The sequence below is a fragment of the Cytophagia bacterium CHB2 genome (assembly GCA_030263535.1).
Lineage (GTDB): Bacteria > Zhuqueibacterota > Zhuqueibacteria > Zhuqueibacterales > Zhuqueibacteraceae > Coneutiohabitans.
Map to the genome: position 1 here is coordinate 1 of SZPB01000075.1, position 20,541 is coordinate 20,541.

17 protein-coding genes are annotated in these 20,541 nt (G+C 51.3%); 15 read left to right on the forward strand and 2 right to left on the reverse strand.

Annotated features, from left to right (window positions below; translation table 11 throughout):
• The first annotated feature begins 768 nt into the window (after nucleotides 1–768).
• The 11 genes from FBQ85_09725 (at nucleotide 769) to FBQ85_09775 (ending at nucleotide 14,903) form a co-directional block, all read left to right on the forward strand.
• Complete coding sequence (locus tag FBQ85_09725; protein ID MDL1875425.1) at nucleotides 769–1,620, forward strand: DUF1670 domain-containing protein; 852 nt, start codon at nucleotides 769–771, stop codon at nucleotides 1,618–1,620.
• Nucleotides 1,617–2,471, forward strand: a complete 855-nt coding sequence (locus FBQ85_09730) for a DUF1670 domain-containing protein (GenBank protein MDL1875426.1) — start codon at nucleotides 1,617–1,619, stop codon at nucleotides 2,469–2,471. Before FBQ85_09725 ends, FBQ85_09730 begins: the two co-directional genes overlap by 4 nt.
• A gap of 1,102 nt (nucleotides 2,472–3,573) precedes the next feature.
• The gene (locus FBQ85_09735) at nucleotides 3,574–5,970 is read left to right on the forward strand and encodes a polysaccharide biosynthesis tyrosine autokinase (protein MDL1875427.1); all 2,397 of its coding nucleotides are present in this window, start codon (nucleotides 3,574–3,576) and stop codon (nucleotides 5,968–5,970) included.
• Between the two features lie 65 nt (nucleotides 5,971–6,035).
• Nucleotides 6,036–6,668, forward strand: a complete 633-nt coding sequence (locus tag FBQ85_09740; protein MDL1875428.1) for a UpxY family transcription antiterminator — start codon at nucleotides 6,036–6,038, stop codon at nucleotides 6,666–6,668.
• A 363-nt stretch (nucleotides 6,669–7,031) separates the two neighbouring features.
• Nucleotides 7,032–7,832 (forward strand): class I SAM-dependent methyltransferase, encoded by an 801-nt coding sequence (locus tag FBQ85_09745; GenBank protein MDL1875429.1) that lies wholly within the window; start codon nucleotides 7,032–7,034, stop codon nucleotides 7,830–7,832.
• A gap of 47 nt (nucleotides 7,833–7,879) precedes the next feature.
• Nucleotides 7,880–9,400 carry a flippase gene (locus FBQ85_09750; protein ID MDL1875430.1) on the forward strand — a complete coding sequence of 507 codons (1,521 nt, stop codon included), beginning with the start codon at nucleotides 7,880–7,882 and terminating at the stop codon, nucleotides 9,398–9,400.
• Nucleotides 9,397–10,497 (forward strand): GNAT family N-acetyltransferase, encoded by a 1,101-nt coding sequence (locus FBQ85_09755; GenBank protein ID MDL1875431.1) that lies wholly within the window; start codon nucleotides 9,397–9,399, stop codon nucleotides 10,495–10,497. The genes FBQ85_09750 and FBQ85_09755 overlap by 4 nt, the downstream gene beginning before the upstream one ends.
• Nucleotides 10,406–11,221, forward strand: a complete 816-nt coding sequence (locus FBQ85_09760) for a class I SAM-dependent methyltransferase (GenBank protein ID MDL1875432.1) — start codon at nucleotides 10,406–10,408, stop codon at nucleotides 11,219–11,221. Before FBQ85_09755 ends, FBQ85_09760 begins: the two co-directional genes overlap by 92 nt.
• Nucleotides 11,218–12,222 (forward strand): hypothetical protein, encoded by a 1,005-nt coding sequence (locus FBQ85_09765; protein MDL1875433.1) that lies wholly within the window; start codon nucleotides 11,218–11,220, stop codon nucleotides 12,220–12,222. The genes FBQ85_09760 and FBQ85_09765 overlap by 4 nt, the downstream gene beginning before the upstream one ends.
• Entirely contained in the window at nucleotides 12,219–13,580 is a 1,362-nt protein-coding gene (locus FBQ85_09770; GenBank protein MDL1875434.1) for a glycosyltransferase family 4 protein, read from the forward strand. The genes FBQ85_09765 and FBQ85_09770 overlap by 4 nt, the downstream gene beginning before the upstream one ends.
• A 72-nt stretch (nucleotides 13,581–13,652) precedes the next feature.
• A complete protein-coding gene (locus FBQ85_09775) occupies nucleotides 13,653–14,903 on the forward strand; it encodes a glycosyltransferase family 4 protein (GenBank protein MDL1875435.1) in 1,251 nt (416 codons plus the stop codon).
• Between the two features lie 247 nt (nucleotides 14,904–15,150).
• On the opposite strand, the gene FBQ85_09780 is transcribed toward FBQ85_09775, so the two are convergent.
• Both FBQ85_09780 and tnpA read right to left on the reverse strand, forming a co-directional pair.
• Nucleotides 15,151–15,375, reverse strand: a complete 225-nt coding sequence (locus FBQ85_09780) for a hypothetical protein (GenBank protein MDL1875436.1) — start codon at nucleotides 15,373–15,375, stop codon at nucleotides 15,151–15,153.
• Nucleotides 15,363–15,824 carry an IS200/IS605 family transposase gene (gene tnpA / locus FBQ85_09785; protein MDL1875437.1) on the reverse strand — a complete coding sequence of 154 codons (462 nt, stop codon included), beginning with the start codon at nucleotides 15,822–15,824 and terminating at the stop codon, nucleotides 15,363–15,365. The genes FBQ85_09780 and tnpA overlap by 13 nt, the downstream gene beginning before the upstream one ends.
• A gap of 420 nt (nucleotides 15,825–16,244) precedes the next feature.
• On the opposite strand from tnpA, the gene FBQ85_09790 reads away from it, so the two are divergent.
• The 4 genes from FBQ85_09790 to asnB all read left to right on the forward strand — a co-directional run.
• Nucleotides 16,245–17,573 (forward strand): glycosyltransferase family 4 protein, encoded by a 1,329-nt coding sequence (locus FBQ85_09790; protein MDL1875438.1) that lies wholly within the window; start codon nucleotides 16,245–16,247, stop codon nucleotides 17,571–17,573.
• Nucleotides 17,341–18,309, forward strand: coding sequence for a class I SAM-dependent methyltransferase (locus FBQ85_09795; protein MDL1875439.1), 969 nt, complete (start codon nucleotides 17,341–17,343; stop codon nucleotides 18,307–18,309). Before FBQ85_09790 ends, FBQ85_09795 begins: the two co-directional genes overlap by 233 nt.
• 7 nt (nucleotides 18,310–18,316) lie before the next feature.
• Nucleotides 18,317–19,453 (forward strand): glycosyltransferase family 4 protein, encoded by a 1,137-nt coding sequence (locus tag FBQ85_09800; GenBank protein ID MDL1875440.1) that lies wholly within the window; start codon nucleotides 18,317–18,319, stop codon nucleotides 19,451–19,453.
• A 26-nt stretch (nucleotides 19,454–19,479) separates the two neighbouring features.
• A partial coding sequence (asnB, locus tag FBQ85_09805) for an asparagine synthase (glutamine-hydrolyzing) (GenBank protein ID MDL1875441.1) occupies nucleotides 19,480–20,541 on the forward strand: 1,062 nt, incomplete at its 3' end.

A 20,541-nucleotide genomic window follows, 5' to 3' on the forward strand; every position in this document is an offset into this window, starting at 1 on the left:
AGGTCGATCCCGACAGCGACATTCCTGTCACTTTTCAAGATGGCGATTTGCTGAGTTATCGCCCGCGCGTCGTGGCTTATCTTTCGCCGTTTATCACGCTTGGCCCGGTTTCACTCGAAGCGGATTACAGTATCGCTTCGAAATTGTTGCGTGAACAGGTGCAGATTTTTAAAGACGACCAGCGTGTGGCCAAAAAGCAATTGGATGTGCGTGTGCTTTATTCCTGGAACAATGTAACAGCCCAGCTTGGCGTGCGCAACTTGCTGCGTTACAATTACTATCAAGTCGAGCGGAACATCAACGAAGTGCGCAATTTTTCTGCGGGTTTGCGCTGGGATTATTAATTTTTGCTAACTTTCCGCCTTTGTTTAAAAAGCCTGTGTCGCGCATCCCGGCGTGTCCGGGCTTTTTACGTTTTGTTAGAGAAATGATAGAATTGAAATTTTTTGCCCCCATCTGAAAGTTTTTCCTCCCAATTTCAGCATTTCATCTGATCCGGTGGTATTATACGATGTAAACATTTGCATTGGCCGTTAAAACCGCCGGTTGAGCACAAGCTTAAACTCTTGTGCCTGCGCCTGCCTAAATAAGGTCATTTGGCCTCTACGCTCCCTTGACAAACGGGGGGCGGATGTTCTAACTTCGTATCGTTCGGGTGCGGCGCAGGTGCCGCGCGTGTGGCACTGGAAACGTGAGCCTGAAACCCGGCTGCGTTTCCATGGTTGCGAGCGTGGCCGCCGCGCCCGTCATGATGCGAAAGGAGGCCAGATGAGTAACCGTGTTGTGCCTGAGGAGCTGCGTCGTCTCGAAGATAAGAGTCTTGACGGGCAATTGTTGTGGGAGTTGGAAAACGGTTTTGAGTTGTCGCCGCGTGAAAGCCAAGGGGTGTTGGATGCGGTAAAGCTGCTCTACAGCGAACGTCCGGCTGAGAAAAGCGGGCGTGTGAGTTTGTGGGTGGTGAAGCGCGATGCCAGCGTTGGCAAGCCGCTTTTGGAGCTGGAGAAGGTGGAAGTGTGGGTGACGTTGCACGCCGGGCAAGAGGATTTGGAAGCCTACGCGCAGTATGGTCATGCGGGATTGCGGCGACAAAAGGTTTTGCGGATCAGCGAGGAGATTGTTGAGCAAAACGGGGTTGCGACACAAGAGGATTTAGCGCGATTGCTGGGCACCAGTGTGCGCACGGTGCGACGCGATATCGCGTATCTGCTCAAACAAGGCATGCGCGTGATCACACGCGGGGTGTATTCCGACATTGGCCCGTCGGTGAGTCACAAAGTCGTGATCGTGGAAATGTTCTTGAACGGCTTTGTGTATAGTGAGATTTGCCGCAAGACGCAACATTCGGCCAAAGCGGTGAAGCGTTATGTGAACACGTTCGGTCGCGTGGTGAGATTGTATGAACGTGGGATTAAAGACGCGGAAGAGATTGCGAAATACGCGGGTTTGAGCACGCGCTTGGTCAACGAGTATCTTGAGTTGTATTCCAGGCTGGGCCAGAAGACCGGTTGCCGACAACGCATCAAGGATTTGTTGGAACAACTTTCATCGCGGCCTGCTTATCCGGGCGCGGATAAGAGCGGGATGAAAAAAGGGCTTCCGGCTGGGGAGGAGGTGCGATGAAAGGCTATTACGGTGATCGACGCGACCGCTTTGCCAGCCTTGAAAAACGCGGGTTTCGTGCGGCTTTGGTGCGGCTGTTGGAAACGGAATACAAGCTCATTGGCAGCCATCGCGTGCTGGAGATGTTAAGCGATGAGATCGTACAGCTCTTCGAAGAGTATCATCCCAAACGCGATCGCATTGAAGCCGGCGTGATTTGTTGGGTGACCACGAAGAAGAGCGTGCGCAAGCCGGGCTATGGCAAACGCACGGAAGATTACGAGAGCATCATGGTGTATTTGCCGCTGATCACCGGCAGTGATTTGGATCAGCGCGTGTTTGTGAAAGCCGGCACCAAGAACAGCAACTATCGCATCAATCGCGAACGCGACCTCGCCACCATGGCGCGCTTGATCAAGTCGGCATGGGAACAGGGGGGCATGCTTTCGCAAGCGGAATTGTGTGTATTAATGAATCGCAGCCTGACCACGATGCGGCGCTATGTGGCGGAGTATGAAGCGCAACATCCCGATGACTTATTGCCGCTCAAAGGTTACATTCTCGATCAAGGCAGCCGGCCGACGCACAAAGGCATCATTCTGAATTTGTATGAACAAGGTATTGATCCCACCGATATTGCGGCGCGCACGAATCACAGCTTGCACGCGGTGGATCGCTACATCAAAGCGTATGAACAAGTGAAGGGGTTGTTGCGCAAGGGTCTTGATCGCCACGAGGTCAGCAAAGTCACGGGCTATAGTTTGAAACTGGTGGATGCGTATGCGAGTGTGGCGAAGCATTTTCATCCCAAGCTGGTTCCCGTGACGGTGAAGTTATCGGAGGAAAAGAAAGCTTCAAAGAAATCTCATTGACGTGGAGGAATGGAGGTTGGCGTTTACCAGGCATATTTCCCCAAAGCATGTTTGGTGGAAAGTCTGAAGGGATGAGAGTAAAAGAGGACACTCGAAGAGGAGTGTCCTCCGACATGCTTCGGGGTTCGGCTATCCCTGGGCGGGTCGCTCGCCAGCGTTGCCCGCTTGCGTTTCACCGAACGGAACAAAATAGCCTCGGCGCTGTTGAAAGGCAAGCTGGAAGCTCGCCCCAATCCCAAAAATAACGATGAGGTCAGTTGACCTGAATGGAAATGAAGCGCGGGTAATAGACGCCACCGCGGGTGCGAAACAATGCCATGTGATTTCGTTGCAAAAACGAAAAGCCACTGCGCGTAGCAGGTCTAGCAAGGGAATGCTAGGGCGACTTACGACGCGCGGCTATGCAGGGAGCAGACCCGTGAATACAGTTCAGCAAGGATTGCTAAGCCATATGCGTGTATCGCTTTTGGTTATCGCCAGCAAGGTTTCATGTTTGCTTGATTCCATTCGCCTCATGATGTCCGCGTATGCAAGTAATTGGTGGAAGTGGGGTCGCGGCCACCGTTGTGGTGAGAGGTTCGGGGGATTTCCTGCGGACGTCTCACGAGGTTTTGCCATTTCTGTCTTCTTGCCCAATCATTTCTCCCGCAAAGAATGTGTGACCAGGAACTTAAATGCTTTCGTTGCGCCAATGGCAGCGGGAGACGCAAATATTGTGAAAATTTTTAACACTCATCGTGCAAAGCATTCCCAGAAGCGCTCGGCGCTGCCGGGATTGTGTCCGGCTGTTTCCGAGCGAGACACAATCATCTTAGAATCTTGGCTGCGTTAGTTTGCCATCAAACGATGGTACCGTAATGTGGCACTGGCTTTGCCATTGGTGAAGTGGAGTTGCAACGGCCGGCATTGTGTGTCTGGCCTTTTCTGAGACGAAGTGAAGTAGCGAGGTTTGGCTGTGATGCCCATTGTACAAAATGGGACTGACATGGCGGAGCTGTGCCCGAGGCTAGCGTTGCCCTGGAAAGTCTGAGATGGTGCGCATGATCACGGCCTCACTGATACCCGGAAGCAACATCGCCATTTATTGCGAGCCTGTATTTTTATGAAAGAAAAAATAATACGCCGAACCCCGATTGCGGACTATGTACGGATTTTGTATCGCAGCCGCTGGCTGATCCTGGCGTCTTTCCTCGGGGTCATGTTCATAACATTGTATTTGAACCTTACGGCGGTGCCGCTTTATCAGGCGAACGCCAAGGTGATGGTCAAAATGGAATCCAACATGGCCCTGCCGATCTTCGGCGGCAGCGCCTGGCAAATGGAAACGACGATCAGCAATCAGGTCGAGATCATCAAGGGACGCGCGTTGGCGAAAGCCGTCGCCCAGCGTTTGCTCGACTCCGAGCATGCGCGCCAATTGCCCATTCTTCTTGGCGCGCCGGCGCATGCCGAACATCAGGGCAGCCGGCTGTCCCGCATCATGGCCGCGTTCTCCGGGGATGAAGCAGAAGGCGATTCTGCCAGACCCGCAGCCCCGGTTCGCTTGCGGGAGATAGAAGCTGTCGCGCGCCATCTGCCACGGCTTCTCGAGGTGACGCCGATCCGCAGCACCGACATGATTTTGATCAGCGTCACTTCGAAAGATCCGCAAGAAGCAATGGCCATCGCCAACGCTTACGTCGAAGCCTACAGCGAGCTGAATCGCGCCATGAGCCAGGCGGAAGTGCGCCAGGTGAAAATTTTTCTGGAGAATCAGCTCAACCTTATCCAGCAACAACTCGCCGAATCCGAGATCGCGCTGAAAGACTATTCGCGCGAGGCCTCGACGCTCACCCTCACCGACGAAGCCAATGGCATCGTCTCGAAGCTGGTGGAATTCGAGTCTCTGCATCAGGAAGCCCTGACCGAGCTGGCGTCTTCATACGAGCGCCTGGCGTTCATCGACCGACAACTGGGACGCCGGATCGACATTGAGGCTGTTTCGGCCACTTCGTATTTGGAGGTGTTGAAAACGGAAATGGCCCGGCTGCAGCAAGAACGCGCCTTGCACGCGGCCTATCTCATCAACAACGGCAGCTATGAGGAAAAAAACTCCCGGTTGCAGGAATTGGACGGCCAGATCGCCCGGCTGACACAAAAGTACAAAACCGAGCTGGCCCAGGCGGCGACGCAGGATTTGCTTGCCCCGGAAGCCCTGCAGGACGAAATCATCACCCGCAAGTTCGAGGTGGAAGCGAATATCGAATCGCTCAAGCCGAAAGTGGCGGCGCTGGAAAAGATCGTCAAGGACTATGCGCAAAAGCTGGAAAGTTTGCCGGAGAAAAAACTCATGCTCGCCCGGCTGCAGCGCTCGGCCCAGGTCGATGAGAAAATCTATTTGATGATGAAGGAGAAGTATGAGGAGCTGCGCATCACTGAAGTCGGCCAACTCGGCGACGTGCGCATCATCGAGCCGGCCGAGCGCCCCGAGGTGCCGCTTGGCCCGAACAAGAAATTGAATTTGATCCTGGGCATGATGCTGGGCGTGGGCGTGGGCGTGGGCCTGGCTTTTCTGCGCGACATGCTCGACAATTCCGTGCACGCCATCGAAGATTTGGAACGCCTGGGCCAGCCGGTATTAGGATCGATTCCCCTGATCAATGAAAACGGCGCCATCGCGCGCTTGAGGCATTCCGCCAACGGCGCACTCAACGGCGCTTCGCACAACGGCACGAACGGCGCGGCGATAGCAAAAAACGAGAGCGCGGAGTTTGGGCGCACCGCCGCGCGCCTTATCACACACTTTGCGCCGAAATCGCCGGTATCCGAAGCCTACCGCACACTGCGCACGAATATCCAGTACACCCATATCGACAAGCCGTTGCGCACGCTGCTGGTGACCAGTCCCGGCCCGGGTGATGGCAAATCGACTTCCGTGGCGAATCTCGCCATTGTGATGGCGCAAATGGGCAGCAAGGTTCTATTGATTGATGCGGATTTGCGGCGGCCGGTGCTGCATACCGTTTTCAAGCTGGATCGCCGTATCGGCCTGTCGAACGTGCTGGCCGGGCGCGCGGAGATTGCCGAAGCGATTTCCCCCACGGAAATCGACAATCTCCATGTCATGCCGTGCGGCACATTGCCGCCGAACCCTTCGGAGCTGTTGGGCAGCAGCGCCATGCAGCAAACGCTGGAAGGGCTGAAGCGCGAATACGAAACCGTGTTGTTCGACAGTCCTCCGGTCATCGCCGTGACCGATGCCGCGGTGCTGGCGCGATATGTCGACGGCGTGTTTCTGGTGGTAAAATCCGGACACACCAGCAAAGAAGCGGCATTTCGTTCGTACACGTTGCTCAATCAGGCCCGAGCCAAAGTTCTGGGCACTCTGCTGAACTCCGTTAAAATCGAGAGCATGTACGGCAGTTACTATTATTACTATCATTATCATTACTACGCCAACAACAGCAACGGCAAGCTGCCAAAAACGCAGCGGAAACTGCTCTCCTGGCCATGGGGATGAAAATTGTCGTTGGTTGTTGGTCGTTCGTTGTTTGTCGTTGTCCAATAATTAATGACTAATTGCTAATGTTCAACGACCACCGACCAATGACCAGCGACCAACGATCAACATGCAACATGCAAACAACAATTCCACAAGAAACTACCCGCCACTGGTACGCTCTCTACACGCGCCCCAATTTTGAAAAGCGTGTTGAGCAAGAGCTGCAAAAAATGGGCGTGCAGCCGTATTTGCCCCTGCGCGCCACCTTGCGGCAATGGAGTGATCGCAAAAAGTGGATCGAAGCGCCCTTGTTCTCCTGCTATGTTTTTGTGAAGGCAGATGCCCGAGAACGCTTGCTCGCGTTGACACCGGACGGGGTGGTGAGAATGCTGGGACATCACGGCCAACCCTCGATCATCCCGGAATTCGAAATTACCGCAGTCAAGAACATGCTGGCGCACGACTTCGATCCCGAGCCGATTCCGCGCGTTGTGCCGGGCGATTTGCTGGAGATCACCAGCGGCCCGCTGGCGGGTATGCGCGGCGTGTTATGCTCGATTCAAGGCCGGCAGCGGTTCGTTATCGCCTTCGAGGGGATTGGGCAGTCGGTGGCGATCAAGATTGATTTGGGGCGGGTAAATAAAATCTCTAAATCGGGCAGATTTGCAGCGCCAAAGGATACCGCTTCAATATATCTCAGGAAGCGGATATTCTAAAGCCAACACTTTATGATAACTGCCCGCCGCTGCAGATCTCAGCGCTGAACCCCGCATTCCCGGCCACGCCGCCCGCGTCCATGCCGGCCTTTTCCCGGAAGCCGAATGGGAACCCAGCGCCGCTGCAAAATTTTCATTTTTACTCAATGCCCGGGAGCGCTGGCGCGATCGCGTGAGTTTTTGCTGGCGGCGGGTGATCACGCCGACGTTTAGCGATTTCAAATTCATTTCGTTGCCAAGTCCATTATCGTTTCTTTATCCTGTATTTCGGCCTGTTCGGGTCATGTGGAATGATGTCGTCGCAGCGCCAATGTTCACCGCCAAGCGAAACCCGATCATTTCATCTCCCCGTACTGATTCTTTATGACTAGCACCGCTAAGATTGCTCGTTTGGATTTTGAGCGCTATGCCATAACACATCGCATGCATGGTTATATACCTTCCTCTCGCAGATATGTTATGGACACGTATATCAAACCTGGAATGAAGGTACTTGATCTCGGCTGTGGCGATGGTCAGCATCTGGAGTATTTGGCCAAATCGCTTCCCAAGCGGGACTTGTTCGGAACGGAGATCAGCCAGATTCGTGTCGACCGAGTAAACAAAAAAGGTTTCACCTGCGCAAAGGTTGATGGTTTTCGCCTGCCTTATGCCGATCGAGCCTTTGATGCGATCATCTTCTTTGAAGTCATTGAGCATATTCCCGAGGTGGAAGTGGAGCCGCTGTTGCATGAAATTGCACGCGTGCTCAAACCGAACGGCGTTGTTGTCGGTTCAACACCGAACTATCCCATCAAGCGTTACTATGATTTCTCCCACCGTATTCTGAGTCTGTTCGGACGAATTCCGGCATTTGGGGGAAACGGCAAAAAGCCGCCTCAAACTGCTTCGGAGACCTACCCAAACGAGTCAACGGCGCCTTTGCCGAAAGAGGCAACGCGACGTCAACCGTGGTTGATTCACAAAGTCGACCAGTTGTTCGCAGATGATCCAACGCATCAATATTTTTGCAGTTTTAATCGTATTTATCGCCTTGGCAAAAAGCACTTTCAGGACGTGGAGTTGTTCACAACCTTTAAAGCAATTGCCAAGCCGGTTGTTATTTCGAACCCGGTAAAGTTGTTTTCACATAAAATCGTATTCGTCTTTAAAAATTGCAATTGAGCCATGATACAGCAACCGTAAGTGCTGCGGCAACTGTGGCGACTGAGATGCCGGTTAGCACCGACACCGCTGGCTACCTCAAGAAAATTGCAAAAAATGCAGGCATAACTGCCGGCGGGCAACTGCTCAGCCAGGTTCTCGGACCCATAACCGGCATCATCACCACGCGAGCTCTGGGCGCCGAGCTGTATGGCATCTATACCCTCACCACGTATTGGACTAGCATGCTGGCGGATTTTTCCACGCTGGGTTTTGCCGGTATGCTCAATCGTTTTTCCGCCAGCTACAAAGGTGAAGGCCGGCTTGACAAGGCCAAGGGCACGATTCTGTTATCGCTCAAGATTGCGTTTATCGCCGGCAGTGTACTGGCGCTCGGGCTTGCGCTGTTTGCCGAACCGTTTTGCCGTTATGTGATCAAACAGCCGGAGTATGCGACGGCATTTCGGTTTGTGAGCATCGCCATTCTGTTCACTGCGCTTTACAGCATCTTTATTGCGGCGCTCAATGGTTTGCAACAGCAGGGTTATGTCGTTCTGACCAACGCTGTTGTCGCCAATTTAACGAAGTTGATCAGCCTGGTGGTCTTGCTTGCCTTTGGCTTTGAGCTTTATGCCGCGCTGGCCTCCAGCCTGTTGCAGGATTTGATCGTTCTCGTTTTGGCTGGAACATTTCTTCTCAAAGTTTTTCCCGGCCTGCGTGAGCGCAGCTTGCCGGCCACCACCGAGAAAAAACGGTCGTGGAAATTCTCGAGCACGCTGTTTGCCACCAGTCTGTTCAACAAGCACACCTTTCAACTCGATGTGGTTTTTTTGGGCATGTTCTGTCAGCCGCTGGAAGTGGGCTTGTATGCAGTTGCGCTACGCCTGCAACCGTTGATTTACATGCCGCACACGGCCATTATGCAGATCTTCGGCCCCATTGTGGCTGAGTTGCACGCCCGCCGGCAGCACAACGAAATGGCAAAACTCTACAAAACCGTGACGAAATGGACCACGGCATTTAGTCTCCCCATTTTCTTGACGATCGTATTGTTTTACGAGCCGATCTTGAGCATTTTTGGTAAAGAATTTCACGGCGCGGTGGCAGCCCTCCTCATCCTCGGTGTGGGAAATTTTTTTGCCGATATGTTCGGCATGAGCGGGCAAGTGCTGACCATGATCGGCAAGCCGGGCGTCAATCTCGCCAATGCCATTGTGATCACGGTGCTTAGTGTAACACTCTATCTTCTTTTGATCCCTCAAAAAGGTATCGTCGGCGCTGCGGTAGCTTATTCTCTCACGCATGGCATCATCAACATGGTGCGCTTGTTTGAAGTTCGCCATTTTCTCGACATTCACCCCTTCAAAGCAAGCTTGTGGAAAGTACCCTTTGCCGCCGGGCTTGCCTTGTTGGGTGTGCTCGGTTTGCGGAGCGAATGGTTTTTAGTAGCGCCGCCGCTTTGGTTTCTGCAGCTTGTCATTTTCTGGTGTGTTTATGCTGCAACGGTGTATATGCTTCGCCTTGACGCCGATGATTTGGTAGTTGTGCATGCACTCCACCGCAAGTTCTTTCGCGGCAGGACCCGATGATTCATATCGAACGCATTGACACACTTGCCGAGTTTGCGAGCCTGCGCGAGGAATGGAATGATCTGCTTGCCGCTTCCGGTTCTGAAAGCATTCATCTCCGGCATGAATGGCTCTACACTTGGGCCGTCCACTTTTTGGCAAAGAAAGATTTGTTGGTTCTGCGCCTTTGCGAGGGGAATGATACTATCGGGTTTGCGCCTCTGCAAGTGCGTACAATTCGCCTGAGGGGTATGCTTCCCTATCGCCAGGTTCTTTTTCTGGGCGATCCCGAATCGGATTTTTCTGACTTCATTGTGGCGCGTCACCGGGAACAAGCCCTTCGTGCGATTTTCGCAAGGCTTCGTAGTCGGCTAACTTGGGGTGAGATGCTGTTTCACAATATTTCCGATACGTCTCCCAACCTGTACGCCTTGAAAGATATTCTCGTTCGTGAAAGTGCGATTGTGCGTGAGCAAACGAAGTGTTATTACATCGATACCCAGGCAGTAACCTGGGAACAATATTATGCCACCACCAGCAAAAGTTTTGTTCAGCAGGATCTGCGACGTTTGCACAATCATCTCCGCGACAAAAACTGGGAGGTGGTGGAATCGCCTTTGACTGATATTCACCGAGAGATTGAAACCATTTACTTCCTGCATCATTGCAGCCAGACGCGTAAGGCGCGCAGCTCATACTATGCCAGTGATCGTTACCGGCGGTTCATTGCCGCCATGATGGAAGAGCTGAAAAGGTTTGGCGAAATCCGGCTGTTTTATTTACTGCTTGACAAGAAGCCGATCGCCTTTGTCTTGGGATTTCATTTCAGGAAGATTTTTTATTACTGGAATATCGGTTTTGATTCCGCTCACCAGAAGCTTTCTCCTTCGAAGGTTCTGTTGGCCGAGGTTATTCAGCGCTGTTTCCATTCCGGCGTGAACGAATTCAATTTTATGCGCGGTGATTCGGATTACAAAACCCGCTGGACGAAACAATTCAGATCAAATTTTCAAATACGCTGGCTAAATGAACGGGGCTTTTATGGATTCTTCAACCAATACCGATCTCATTCGGGGCAAACAAGTCGTGCAGAACAACCCCAGCTCGAACCAGCTTGAAGAGATTCGCTTGAGGGATGCTCAAGCGGCAGACTACCACGATTTCATCAAGTCGCATCGCGGGGAATATTGGATTCGAGCCCAAGCCGGCCTGGTGATGCGCGCTTTGCAGCCGCAGAAGGGACATCGCGTCTATGATGCAGGGGCTGGCGTTGGCATCTATACGCTCGAACTCGCCAGGCGATTTCCCGAGGTCAGCATCTTTGCGACGGACTTTTCTCCTGCCAGCATTGCGCTTCTTGATAGTCAAGCCCGCCAGCATGACTTTCGGAATATCGAGACGGAGGTTGCCGACATTTCGAATTTTAAATCTGATAAAAGACGTTTTGAAAGGGCCATGTGCCTGGACACCATTCAGCACATTTCGAGCAGCGCCGAACGCGTGGAGACAGTTCGAAATATCAACAGCATGTTGATTGCTGGAGGTATTTTCGTGTTGACGGCCTACCGCTGGGGTGGATGGATCAAACCGCCTCAGCCTAAAGAAGATAAGAATTATAATGGCACAGGTCTCTATCGCATGGCATTTACGAAGGATGAAATCGCGAACTTACTCAGAGAAGCGGGCTTCCGAAATGTTCGGAGTTTTGGCATTATCCGTATGCCAAACAAAATCAGAAAACACCTGCCGGCTGCGTTCGGATACACTGCGGAAAACATTCTGAATCAACTTGACCTCGCTGAGGACAAGGCGCAATATCTTATGGCTGTTGGTGTAAAATGATTTATTTGGCGATTACGATCGACACGGAGTGCGACAAGGGGCCACAGTGGCTTACACAAAAGCCATTTAAATTTGATGCTGTGGTTCGTGCGATACCTGAAATACTTCAACCTCTCTTCGAACGACACAATCTTAAACCAACATACTTATTGAGTCCGGAGGTGATTCTGGATCATTGCAGTTCAGATATTTTGGGCAATTTAGAAGGTAAGGTTGAGCTTGGCACACACTTGCATGCTGAATATGTTGAGCCATGTCCAAACTGGGATACCCCTGCGACCTTAGATTTTCAGTCACAATACTCGCCTGAAATAGAACGTCAAAAACTTGAAAATCTAACCCATCTGTTTCGACAAACCTTCGGATATTCGCCTCGGTCTTTTCGTGCTGGTCGTTTTGGGATCAGTCAATTCACATTGTCTATTCTCAACAAACTTGGATACCGCATTGATTCAAGTGTGACGCCATACTTGGACTGGCGCAGTTTGTCTACACAAAGCGTTAATTTTCTCGGAGCACCGGACCAGCCCTACTTTCCCGATTTGTATGACTATCGTAAGGAAGGTACTATGCAGATTCTAGAGGTGCCCGTGACCGTTCTCAACTATTTTTGGTGCAGATTTCCAAAGGCAATGCTGCGTCGCCTTAATCCTCTCAACCGATATCAAAGCTTTTTCATGGGAAAGGTTATCAAAGCCTCCTCTTATCGATCTTGGTTTAGACCCACATACAATGACGGGGATGGTATGATGAGCTTGGCTGATTTCTTGATTCAGCGCAAAGCAAACGATGCACCGGTTGTCTTAAATATGATGTTTCATAATGTTGAGTTCTGGCCCGGCACTAGCCCTTATGCTGCCACAGAAGCAAAAGTCAAAGAATATGTTTCTCGAATTGAGCAAGTCGTAACCTATTTGCTGTCAAAACACGAAATCAGTAGCGTTGGACTCAGTGAGCTTTACGAAGTCTATTTTTCATCTAGACTGAAGAAATATAGATGATGAATGCCAATAATCAAAACGTACATCACCCCATTAGAATTCTCAATATAACTCCGAATGGCAATATTGGCGGCCGTGAACGTCAGTTGTTTTTGTTAGCGAGAGAGTTTACACGATACTCAGATATTCATTTCGATACACTTTTTTTGCGAGCCGAGGGGCAATTTTATGAGAGAGCGTCACGGCTTCAGAGCAAGACATATACCCTGTCCTTCCGTCGTTTTGATCTTCGCCGTCTTGTGCGAATGTGGTTGCTTTTCAGAAGTTATGACATTCTAAATTTTTGGGGTGTTGATAATCTGTGTTTTGTTGTTGCTCTGCTGACAGGAAAGAAAATGGTGTTTTGCCTGCAGGGTACGCGGGCGATCCTGAGTAAGAGTATTACGGGGTTATTAGGCCAGCTTTTCAAACGCCACTCAAAAAACACTCACAAACAAGCGACAGATGACAGAATACCAAATTCACCAATTGACGACGCACAAAGCGACGGCATGCCCACTGGTGGTCATGCAAAACTAGGTATAAAATGGTCTGGTGTCAAACGCCTAATTAACAAACAGATATTTGGATTTTTCCTACACCAATGTGATGCCATTATCGTACCTTCCAAGTATCTTTGGGAATTCTGTCGGGATTATTTTAATGTGCCGGTGAACAAAATTCTTGTTGTCCACAATACTTTCGATCCACGAGAGATCGTGCTCACCAAATCAAAATCAGAAGTACGAAACGAAATTGGGGTATATAATGAAGCTTTGTTGGTCGGCACAGCAGCTAGGTTTGATCCTAGGAAAAGACTAGATCGCTTGGTCAAAGCTGTCAGCCTAGTGTCCTCGAACCTACGTGTCAAAGCAGTTATTTTTGGAGACGGAAACAGTATCAGCAAAACTAGCTTGCTACGCCAAATTGAGAAACTAAGAGTGCATGCCAATTTTCTTCTGCCAGGATTTCGGAGCGATATTTATAACTACATAAATGCGATTGATTTATTTGTTTTGCCGTCAGACAGCGAGGGGATGCCATTGGCGATTGTTGAGTCCCTTTACCTGAAGAAGCCCACGGTTGTTTTTTCGGATGGCGGCGGTGTCCACGAAGTTATCCTCAACGGCAGGACAGGTTATGTCGTCAACAGCGAACAAGAGCTTGCCGATCTAATTCAAAGATTCTACCACGAAAAAGAAGATTTGTGCCGTGTTGCAGAAAATGGGTATCGATATGTGTTGGATACCTTCCAAGTAAGCCGGATAGCCCTTGAATACAGACGTGCGTTCGAAGCGGTTGCTGGTTTCTTCGCGTCTTCTAAGACGTTGGAACCCGCGACACCGGCTCATCCCAAGGCTGCATACACTGTTGAGTGAATATTGTGCTCAAATGCTTTGACTCAATTTGGCAATTAACAAAATCCATTCGACCTTGTTGCATAATCAACAATGTATATTTCAAGAAGCAAAAGCTCAGAAGTATTTGAGTTTATACCTAACTCGCCACAAGCAAAGCCTGAGGTGAATATCTGCTTCTTACAGGACAATCTTTACTCGCCCGAAGCAACAGAATGGACCGGCACGCATTTGCAAAATTTCCTCCTCGCCAAGCATTTCAAAGCTGCTGGTATTAGCGTGTGCTTTTTAGCGGCTTCTGCCAGTCCTGAGATCAAGCCCTCGAATCTCTATCACGGTATGCCGGTTTATTCTCTGAAGGTACCCGAGATTGCGCCTTTTGCGGTCGCGTGGACAAAAACGATGAGATTGCTTCAGAGCATTTCGCCGGATTTTGTTTATGTTAAAGGCCGCTCATGGCTCGCGGGCGTGGCGCGAGCCTATGCCAGCGCGACCGGGGCAAAATTCATGTGGGCTTCAAATAATGAAGATGGATGTGGGCCGTGGAAATATTCCAGGAAAACGTTGATATCTTCCAAGAGTCCGTTGCGCAAAGCGGCCAAACTTTTCGTGAGTGCGACTGAAGACATGATCTATGCCCGCGCCATCGCGGGAGCGGATTTTTGCATCAATCAAACGCATCGCCAACAACGCCAGCTTGAAAAAGCCTTTCAAAAAAAAGGTGTCGTCATTCGTTCGATTCAGGAAGTTCCGGCTGGCCCATTCCAAAAAGACTCTGAGCCATTTTTGCTTTGGGTCGGCTACTTCGCTCGTGAAAAGGGGCCGGAGTGGTTTTTGAAATTGGCTCACGCTTTTCGGGATGCTCCGTTCAAATTCTGCATGGTCGGCGCGCCCTCGCCCAATCTGCCAATGACGGAAGAGCTATTACTTGCACAACAGAATGCCAATTTTCAATATTTGGGACAATTGCCGCATGCTAAAGTTCTCAAGCTAATGGAGCGTGCGTGGCTGCTGGTGAGTACGAGTGGCTCGAATGGCGATGGCATCCCAAACGCGATGGTGGAAGCCTGGCTGCGCGAAGTGCCGACGTTATCACTGCAACTTGATCCTGAAGGTATTATTCAAAAACATGGCGTGGGTGTCGTGGCGCAGAATTTTGAAGAACTCCGCGTTGCTTTACCCGGACTTTTGAGTATGTCTGACCGGCTGCAAGAGATGGGAAAGCAAGCTCGGCGAAAGGCGCAGGAACTCTTTGGCGGCAAAACGAATATAGCGCGCTATCTTGAGATCATGTTTCCGGAAAAGGCGGCGCCAGTTAATTCGCTGGATTTGAACGTCCGATGAAGATTTGCTTTGTTATGGATTTTCTTGACCCCGAACGTGTCGGCGGGCGATCCTCTCGCTTCGCGGTTTGGGTGATCGTGCTTTGCGCTGTTGGCTATAATCTTGCCACCGCTTCGCGGTTGGGGGATTATTTTTGGCGCTGCTGGCTATAATCCTGTCACCGCTTCGCGGTTGGGATGGTGCCTGGTGCCGACGGCTATAATCTTGTCACTGCTTCGCGGTTCGGGATTGTGTTTGGTGCTGTTGGCTATAATCCTGTCACCGCTTCGCGGTTGGGATGATGCCTGGCGGCACTGGCAAGAGAAAGCGCGCCGGCAGGGCTGAAGATGTGTCGGGTACCACCGGCATCGAATCCCGAAGGGATGAAAAGATTATAGCCTGGGCGCATCGAATCCGTTTTGAATCCCGAAGGGATGACAGAAAACCGGTTTCCTCGAATCCTGAAGAAGGGGAAGAAGATCAATCCAGCCATTCGAACAGAAACCGTTCTTCGTATTGCACCTGAAATTTGTCAAGCATTTCCAGATATTCTTCGCGGAATGTCTTCTTGCGGTGATGCGCTTCTTGCTTGAGAATATATTTGTACACTTTGTCGAGTTGGGAGTGCGCGTAGGAAAACGCGCCATACCCCTCCTGCCATGCGAATCTGCCCTTGATCCAATCCTGTCCGTTGATGAAATTGCTGGAATTGTTTTTGACATCACGAATCAGATCAGAGATCGCCATCGCTGGTTTCAGGCCGAAAAAGACGTGGGTGTGGTCAGCCACACCGTTGACGATGATCGGTTTGCAGCCTTTGTTTTTGATGATACCAGCCATGTACTTGAATACCTCGTCACGCCACGGCTTTTGTAGCAGGTTAGATCGACCTTTTACGGCGAAAACAGCCTGAATGTAGATCTGTGTGAAGGTTCCGGCCATAAGATTTCCCTCCATTTGCATTTGTGGGTGATTTGGTAAATGTGTTTGACAACATTGTCGGAAATGATTCCATTTCTGCTATAATTCTTTTCACCGCTTCGCGGTTGGGATGATGCCTGGTACTGTTGGCTATGATCCTGCCACCGCTTCGCGGTTCGGGATGGTGCCTGGTGCCGACGGCTATAATCCTGCCACCGCTTCGCGGTTGGGGATGGTGCCTGGTGCCGACGGCTATAATCTTGCCACCGCTTCGCGGTTGGGATGATGCCTGGTACTGTTGGCTATGATCCTGCCGCCGCTTCGCGGTTGGGACGATGCATGGCGGCATTGGCAACAGATAGCGCGCCGGCAGGGCGGAAGATGTGTCGGGTACCACCAGCATCGAATCCCGAAGGGATGAAAAGATTATAGCCTTGGCGCATGCAATCTGTTTTGAATCCCGAAAGGATGACAAAAATCACTGATTCGCGGCTTGGCGCTGTGTTAAAATATGAAGGCATGAAAACCAAGACAAGCGCTTTTTTGATGGTCGAGCATGAGTTGCCAACCATGACCTTCTGCTTCGCCATGGATTTTCACTACACCGAACGCATCGGAGGCGCAGAGGTGCAAGCCTGGTTGCTGGCCAAAGAACTGGCGCGGCGCGGTTTCGAGGTTCATTACCTCGCGCAATCACTGCGCAGCAAGGCAGAGGTGACTGAGTCGCGCGATGGGGTTCACCTTCACTGGGTCAGAAACCCGGGCTATTTGCAATGGCGGAACGGCCTGCACTATTATCGCGCACTCAAGCGCATCAATCCCGATCTGTTGATTCAGCGCACCACGTCGTTCAACACCGGCGTTATCGGTTTCTATGCCCGAAAACATCGCAAACAGTTTGCCTGGATTTGCACGGATAACGACATTCCAGCGCGCTGGTTCTTCGCTCGAAAAGAAATCCGCACGATCCCAGCAAAAAATTTGTTGGGAAAACTGAAAAGTCCGCTCCTATTGGTCAATGCTATTGTTCATGATCTCGCCCGCGATTGGGGCATGAAACAAGCATCGCATATTTTCACCCAGAACGACGAACAGTTCAGCAGGTTGTTTAGCAACTACAAACGATCTTCGTTGCGCATGCCTTCGGGGCACGAATTACCGGAAGTCAGAATCTTACCCCAACAGCGATTTCACGGCAAAACTATTCTGTGGGTGGGGAATCTTGGATCCAACAAGCGCCCCGAGAAATATCTGCAACTGGCAAGAATGATGAAGCGGCGTGAATGGAAATTCGTGATGATTGGCGGACGCGAGGGCGCGAACAGTTTCGATGAATTTTTTGCCAAGTCTCGTCCTGAGAATCTTCTCTGGCTTGGGGAACTATCCTTCCAGGACACCGCAGCATGGTTTGATCGAGCAGCAATACTGATCAACACTTCGGAGTCAGAAGGCCTGCCCAACACTTTTATTCAAGCCTGGCTGCGTGGTGTGCCGGTGGTGACATTGGGCGTCGATCCAAATCAGCATATTAAAAAAAATGATCTGGGCCGGACGGAAAGCAACCTGCAAGCTATGGCAAATGCATTGCATGAATTGTTGGCAGACGAAGCTCGTTACTGTAGAATGTCCGAACGCATTGCTGCATTTGCTTCTCGCCAGTTTACCATCACAACCGTTGCCGATCACTTTCTCAAGGCCATTCACGCCAGCAAAACTGCCGCGCAATCCCGTTTGGCCGATACGCATTCGCAATTGGCGTGTGCCTCATAAAGTGGCTGGCACAGTTCGAAATCTAGGGGCCATTATTGTAGACGAGTTGCGTTTTGAGTTCTTGCAGCATGCTTTGCAACAAATCGGCAAGCGCCTGTCTCTGCTTGATCTCGGCTGTGGCCAAAAGCCATATCGCGAACTCTATGCGGCATACGCTCAAAAGTCCTTCGGCCTAGATGTACCAACCACGCAACACGGCATGCAAGCCATTGAGGTGCAGGGCCGCGGCACAGAGCTACCCTTTAGTGATCAGACGTTCGATCTGGTTTTTTGCACCGAAGTGATGGAGCATGTGGCAGAACCGAAACGCATGCTGCAAGAGATTCATCGCGTGCTCAAACCCGGCGGCTACCTGATTCTGACGACGCCATTTTTAGTGCCGGTGCATGAAGCGCCATATGACTTTTTTCGCTATACGCCCTATGGCCTGCAACACCTGCTGGAGCAGGCTTCTTTTTGCATTGTCACACGCGAGACGTTTGCCGAGGCTTTTGGCGTGCTGATCTCGCTGTTGGTGCAACTGCAGCTCAAGTTTTGGAGTGCGCTGGCTCATCTTCTGCGTTTCCCCCGACTTTATAGTCTGCTCAATCCCGTCATTTTTTTTCTGGTCTATTTGCCACAACGCACCTACGTGGCCTTGCTCAAAGCTGGCCGTCGAGTCAAAGGGGGCGAGCGCGTTATCCGGCAATTGAGTTACACCGCCAAAGGCTATGGCGTGCTTGCGGTGAAATCATAAATTCATAATGAACGTTTTGCAACAAAACGAGAAAGTTACGCCAAGCTTGAAGCCGCGTAACGCACGCGTTGTCACTCGCTGCCGCGTTTTGCATGTGGTGCCGCACAGCACGCGCGGCGGTATTTTTCGTGTTGCCGTCGATTTATTCCGTTCGTTTGCCCAAGACGAGGCCATTGCCCTGGCAGCGGCTGTGCCTGCGAGCCGCGGTGAGGAGGAGAGCTTCCCATTTGCCGGCAAGTATGTGATACTCGAAGGTTCACGTGTTCAGCAATTTTGGGCGCTAAAGCACATGGCGCAGCAATGTGAGGTGATTCATTTGCACGGCTTCACACCCTGGCAAGCATTTGCTTGCTGGCTGGCGCGCAAGAAAATTGTGTATACGAATCATGGCCTGTTGGGAACCGGGCGAAAATTGCGGCCGCATGAATGCCTCAAACTGGTGTTGCTGAAGTTGTTCTTGCGCCATGCTGTGCATCGCATCGCCCACGTTTCGCGTTTCATGCAAGCGTGCATGATTTCGGAGTACGCTGTGCCGGCGCAAAAATGCCGCGTCGTGTACAATTCCACACCCTGGCAAGCGCAGCCGCCTCATTTCAATCCCACCGCTAAGTTGCGCATTGGTTTTCATGGGCGGTTTGTTTCATTCAAGCGCATTGATCGTTTGCTGAGAGTTGCTGCGCTTGTGGCGCAGCATCGTGCCGTTGACGTGGTGTTGGTGGGTGAAGGGCCGCTGCAGAATGAGATCGCAGCGCAAGCAGCTTCTCTGCATGTGCCGCTTCGTTTGGAGAGTTACACCTTGAAGGTTGAGGCGCTTGTTTCCACATTTGATGTCGAGATTATCGCCTCTCAGGATGAGCCGTTTGGCCTGTCTGTGCTCGAATCCATTCAAACTGGCCATCCTACTTTCGTCTTTGCCGATGGCGGCGGCTGCACGGAAATTTTTGAGGCTGAGACAAGCTGGTTCGTGTGCAGCAGCGAGGCAGAAATGGCGATAAAGATTTCATCTTTGCAGGAGGAGGGTCAGCGCCGGCATGTTCTGAATTTGCTGGAGAAGTTGCAGCAGCGCATCCACAGAGAGTTTTCCAGAGTGAAATTTCGTGACGGGTATAAAACCGTTTATCAAGAGTTGCTGGCGCAGAATTAACGCATTGCGATTTTTCAAATAATTCTATGTGCGGTATCGTTGGTATTTATGACAGCCGGCGTGCAACAACCGGCATGCAAGCGCAACTCGAGCGCGCCCGCGATCTTTTGCAGCATCGCGGACCGGATGATCGCGGGCTTTGGGTCGATCCACAAGACGCGTGTGTGCTCGGCCATCGCCGGTTGAGTATTATCGATCTGTCCTCTGCCGGACATCAACCGATGTGCAACGAAGATGAAACCATCTGGTTGGTGTATAACGGTGAAGTCTACAACTTTCCGGAATTGTGCGCCGAATTGCAGGCGCTGGGACATCGCTTTCGATCACACACAGATACCGAAGTCATTGTGCACGGCTATGAAGAGTATGGCGTCGATATTATTTCGCGTTTGCGCGGCATGTTTGCGTTCGCCCTTTATGATTGCCGGCGGCAACAACTGCTGCTCGCGCGTGATCGTGTCGGTATCAAACCGTTTTATCATACCACGAGCGGCGGTACTCTTTTGTTTGCCTCAGAAATCAAATCACTCCTGGCAATGCCGGGAGTCGAGAAGCAGCTTGATCTGCAAGCGCTGCGTGAGTATCTGGCCTTTGGTAAAGTCTATACCCCCAAAACCATGTTTCGCGGCATTATGAAATTGCCGGCCGCGCATTATATGTTGATCAAGAATTCCGGTGAAACCCTAATGCAGCGTTATTGGTCGCCTTATCAGAGGCGTTTCCCGCTGGCGCCCGCGTCAAATGAGAATGAATATCGCGAGACTCTGTTTAATCTGCTGCAGGAATCGGTGCGGCTGCGCATGCGCAGCGATGTTCCAGTGGGGGTGTTTTTGAGCGGTGGAGTAGACTCCACGGCAAATGTTGCGTTAATGTCACGCGTGCATGGAAGCAAGGTGCACACATTCACCGCCGGTTTTCAAGGGCAGGAAGCCTATGACGAACGCAGTCACGCCCGTGCGGCCGCCCAGTATTTCAAAACCGAGCATCATGAGATCGAGATTACGCCGCGCCATCTCTTGGAGGTGCTGCCGGAGCTGGCATTTTATCTTGATGAGCCGGTCGCAGATGCCACCACCATTCCGATATAT

Bases quoted from the DNA above. Each gene is read 5' to 3' on its own strand.
- FBQ85_09725 (MDL1875425.1), top strand. From the start codon at position 769: ATGAGTAACCGTGTTGTGCCTGAGGAGCTGCGTCGTCTCGAAGATAAG.
- FBQ85_09730 (MDL1875426.1), top strand. From the start codon at position 1,617: ATGAAAGGCTATTACGGTGATCGACGCGACCGCTTTGCCAGCCTTGAA.
- FBQ85_09735 (MDL1875427.1), top strand. From the start codon at position 3,574: ATGAAAGAAAAAATAATACGCCGAACCCCGATTGCGGACTATGTACGG.
- FBQ85_09740 (MDL1875428.1), top strand. From the start codon at position 6,036: ATGTTCAACGACCACCGACCAATGACCAGCGACCAACGATCAACATGC.
- FBQ85_09745 (MDL1875429.1), top strand. From the start codon at position 7,032: ATGACTAGCACCGCTAAGATTGCTCGTTTGGATTTTGAGCGCTATGCC.
- FBQ85_09750 (MDL1875430.1), top strand. From the start codon at position 7,880: ATGCCGGTTAGCACCGACACCGCTGGCTACCTCAAGAAAATTGCAAAA.
- FBQ85_09755 (MDL1875431.1), top strand. From the start codon at position 9,397: ATGATTCATATCGAACGCATTGACACACTTGCCGAGTTTGCGAGCCTG.
- FBQ85_09760 (MDL1875432.1), top strand. From the start codon at position 10,406: ATGAACGGGGCTTTTATGGATTCTTCAACCAATACCGATCTCATTCGG.
- FBQ85_09765 (MDL1875433.1), top strand. From the start codon at position 11,218: ATGATTTATTTGGCGATTACGATCGACACGGAGTGCGACAAGGGGCCA.
- FBQ85_09770 (MDL1875434.1), top strand. From the start codon at position 12,219: ATGATGAATGCCAATAATCAAAACGTACATCACCCCATTAGAATTCTC.
- FBQ85_09775 (MDL1875435.1), top strand. From the start codon at position 13,653: ATGTATATTTCAAGAAGCAAAAGCTCAGAAGTATTTGAGTTTATACCT.
- FBQ85_09780 (MDL1875436.1), bottom strand. From the start codon at position 15,375: ATGGCTGGATTGATCTTCTTCCCCTTCTTCAGGATTCGAGGAAACCGG.
- tnpA (MDL1875437.1), bottom strand. From the start codon at position 15,824: ATGGCCGGAACCTTCACACAGATCTACATTCAGGCTGTTTTCGCCGTA.
- FBQ85_09790 (MDL1875438.1), top strand. From the start codon at position 16,245: ATGCAATCTGTTTTGAATCCCGAAAGGATGACAAAAATCACTGATTCG.
- FBQ85_09795 (MDL1875439.1), top strand. From the start codon at position 17,341: ATGATCTGGGCCGGACGGAAAGCAACCTGCAAGCTATGGCAAATGCAT.
- FBQ85_09800 (MDL1875440.1), top strand. From the start codon at position 18,317: ATGAACGTTTTGCAACAAAACGAGAAAGTTACGCCAAGCTTGAAGCCG.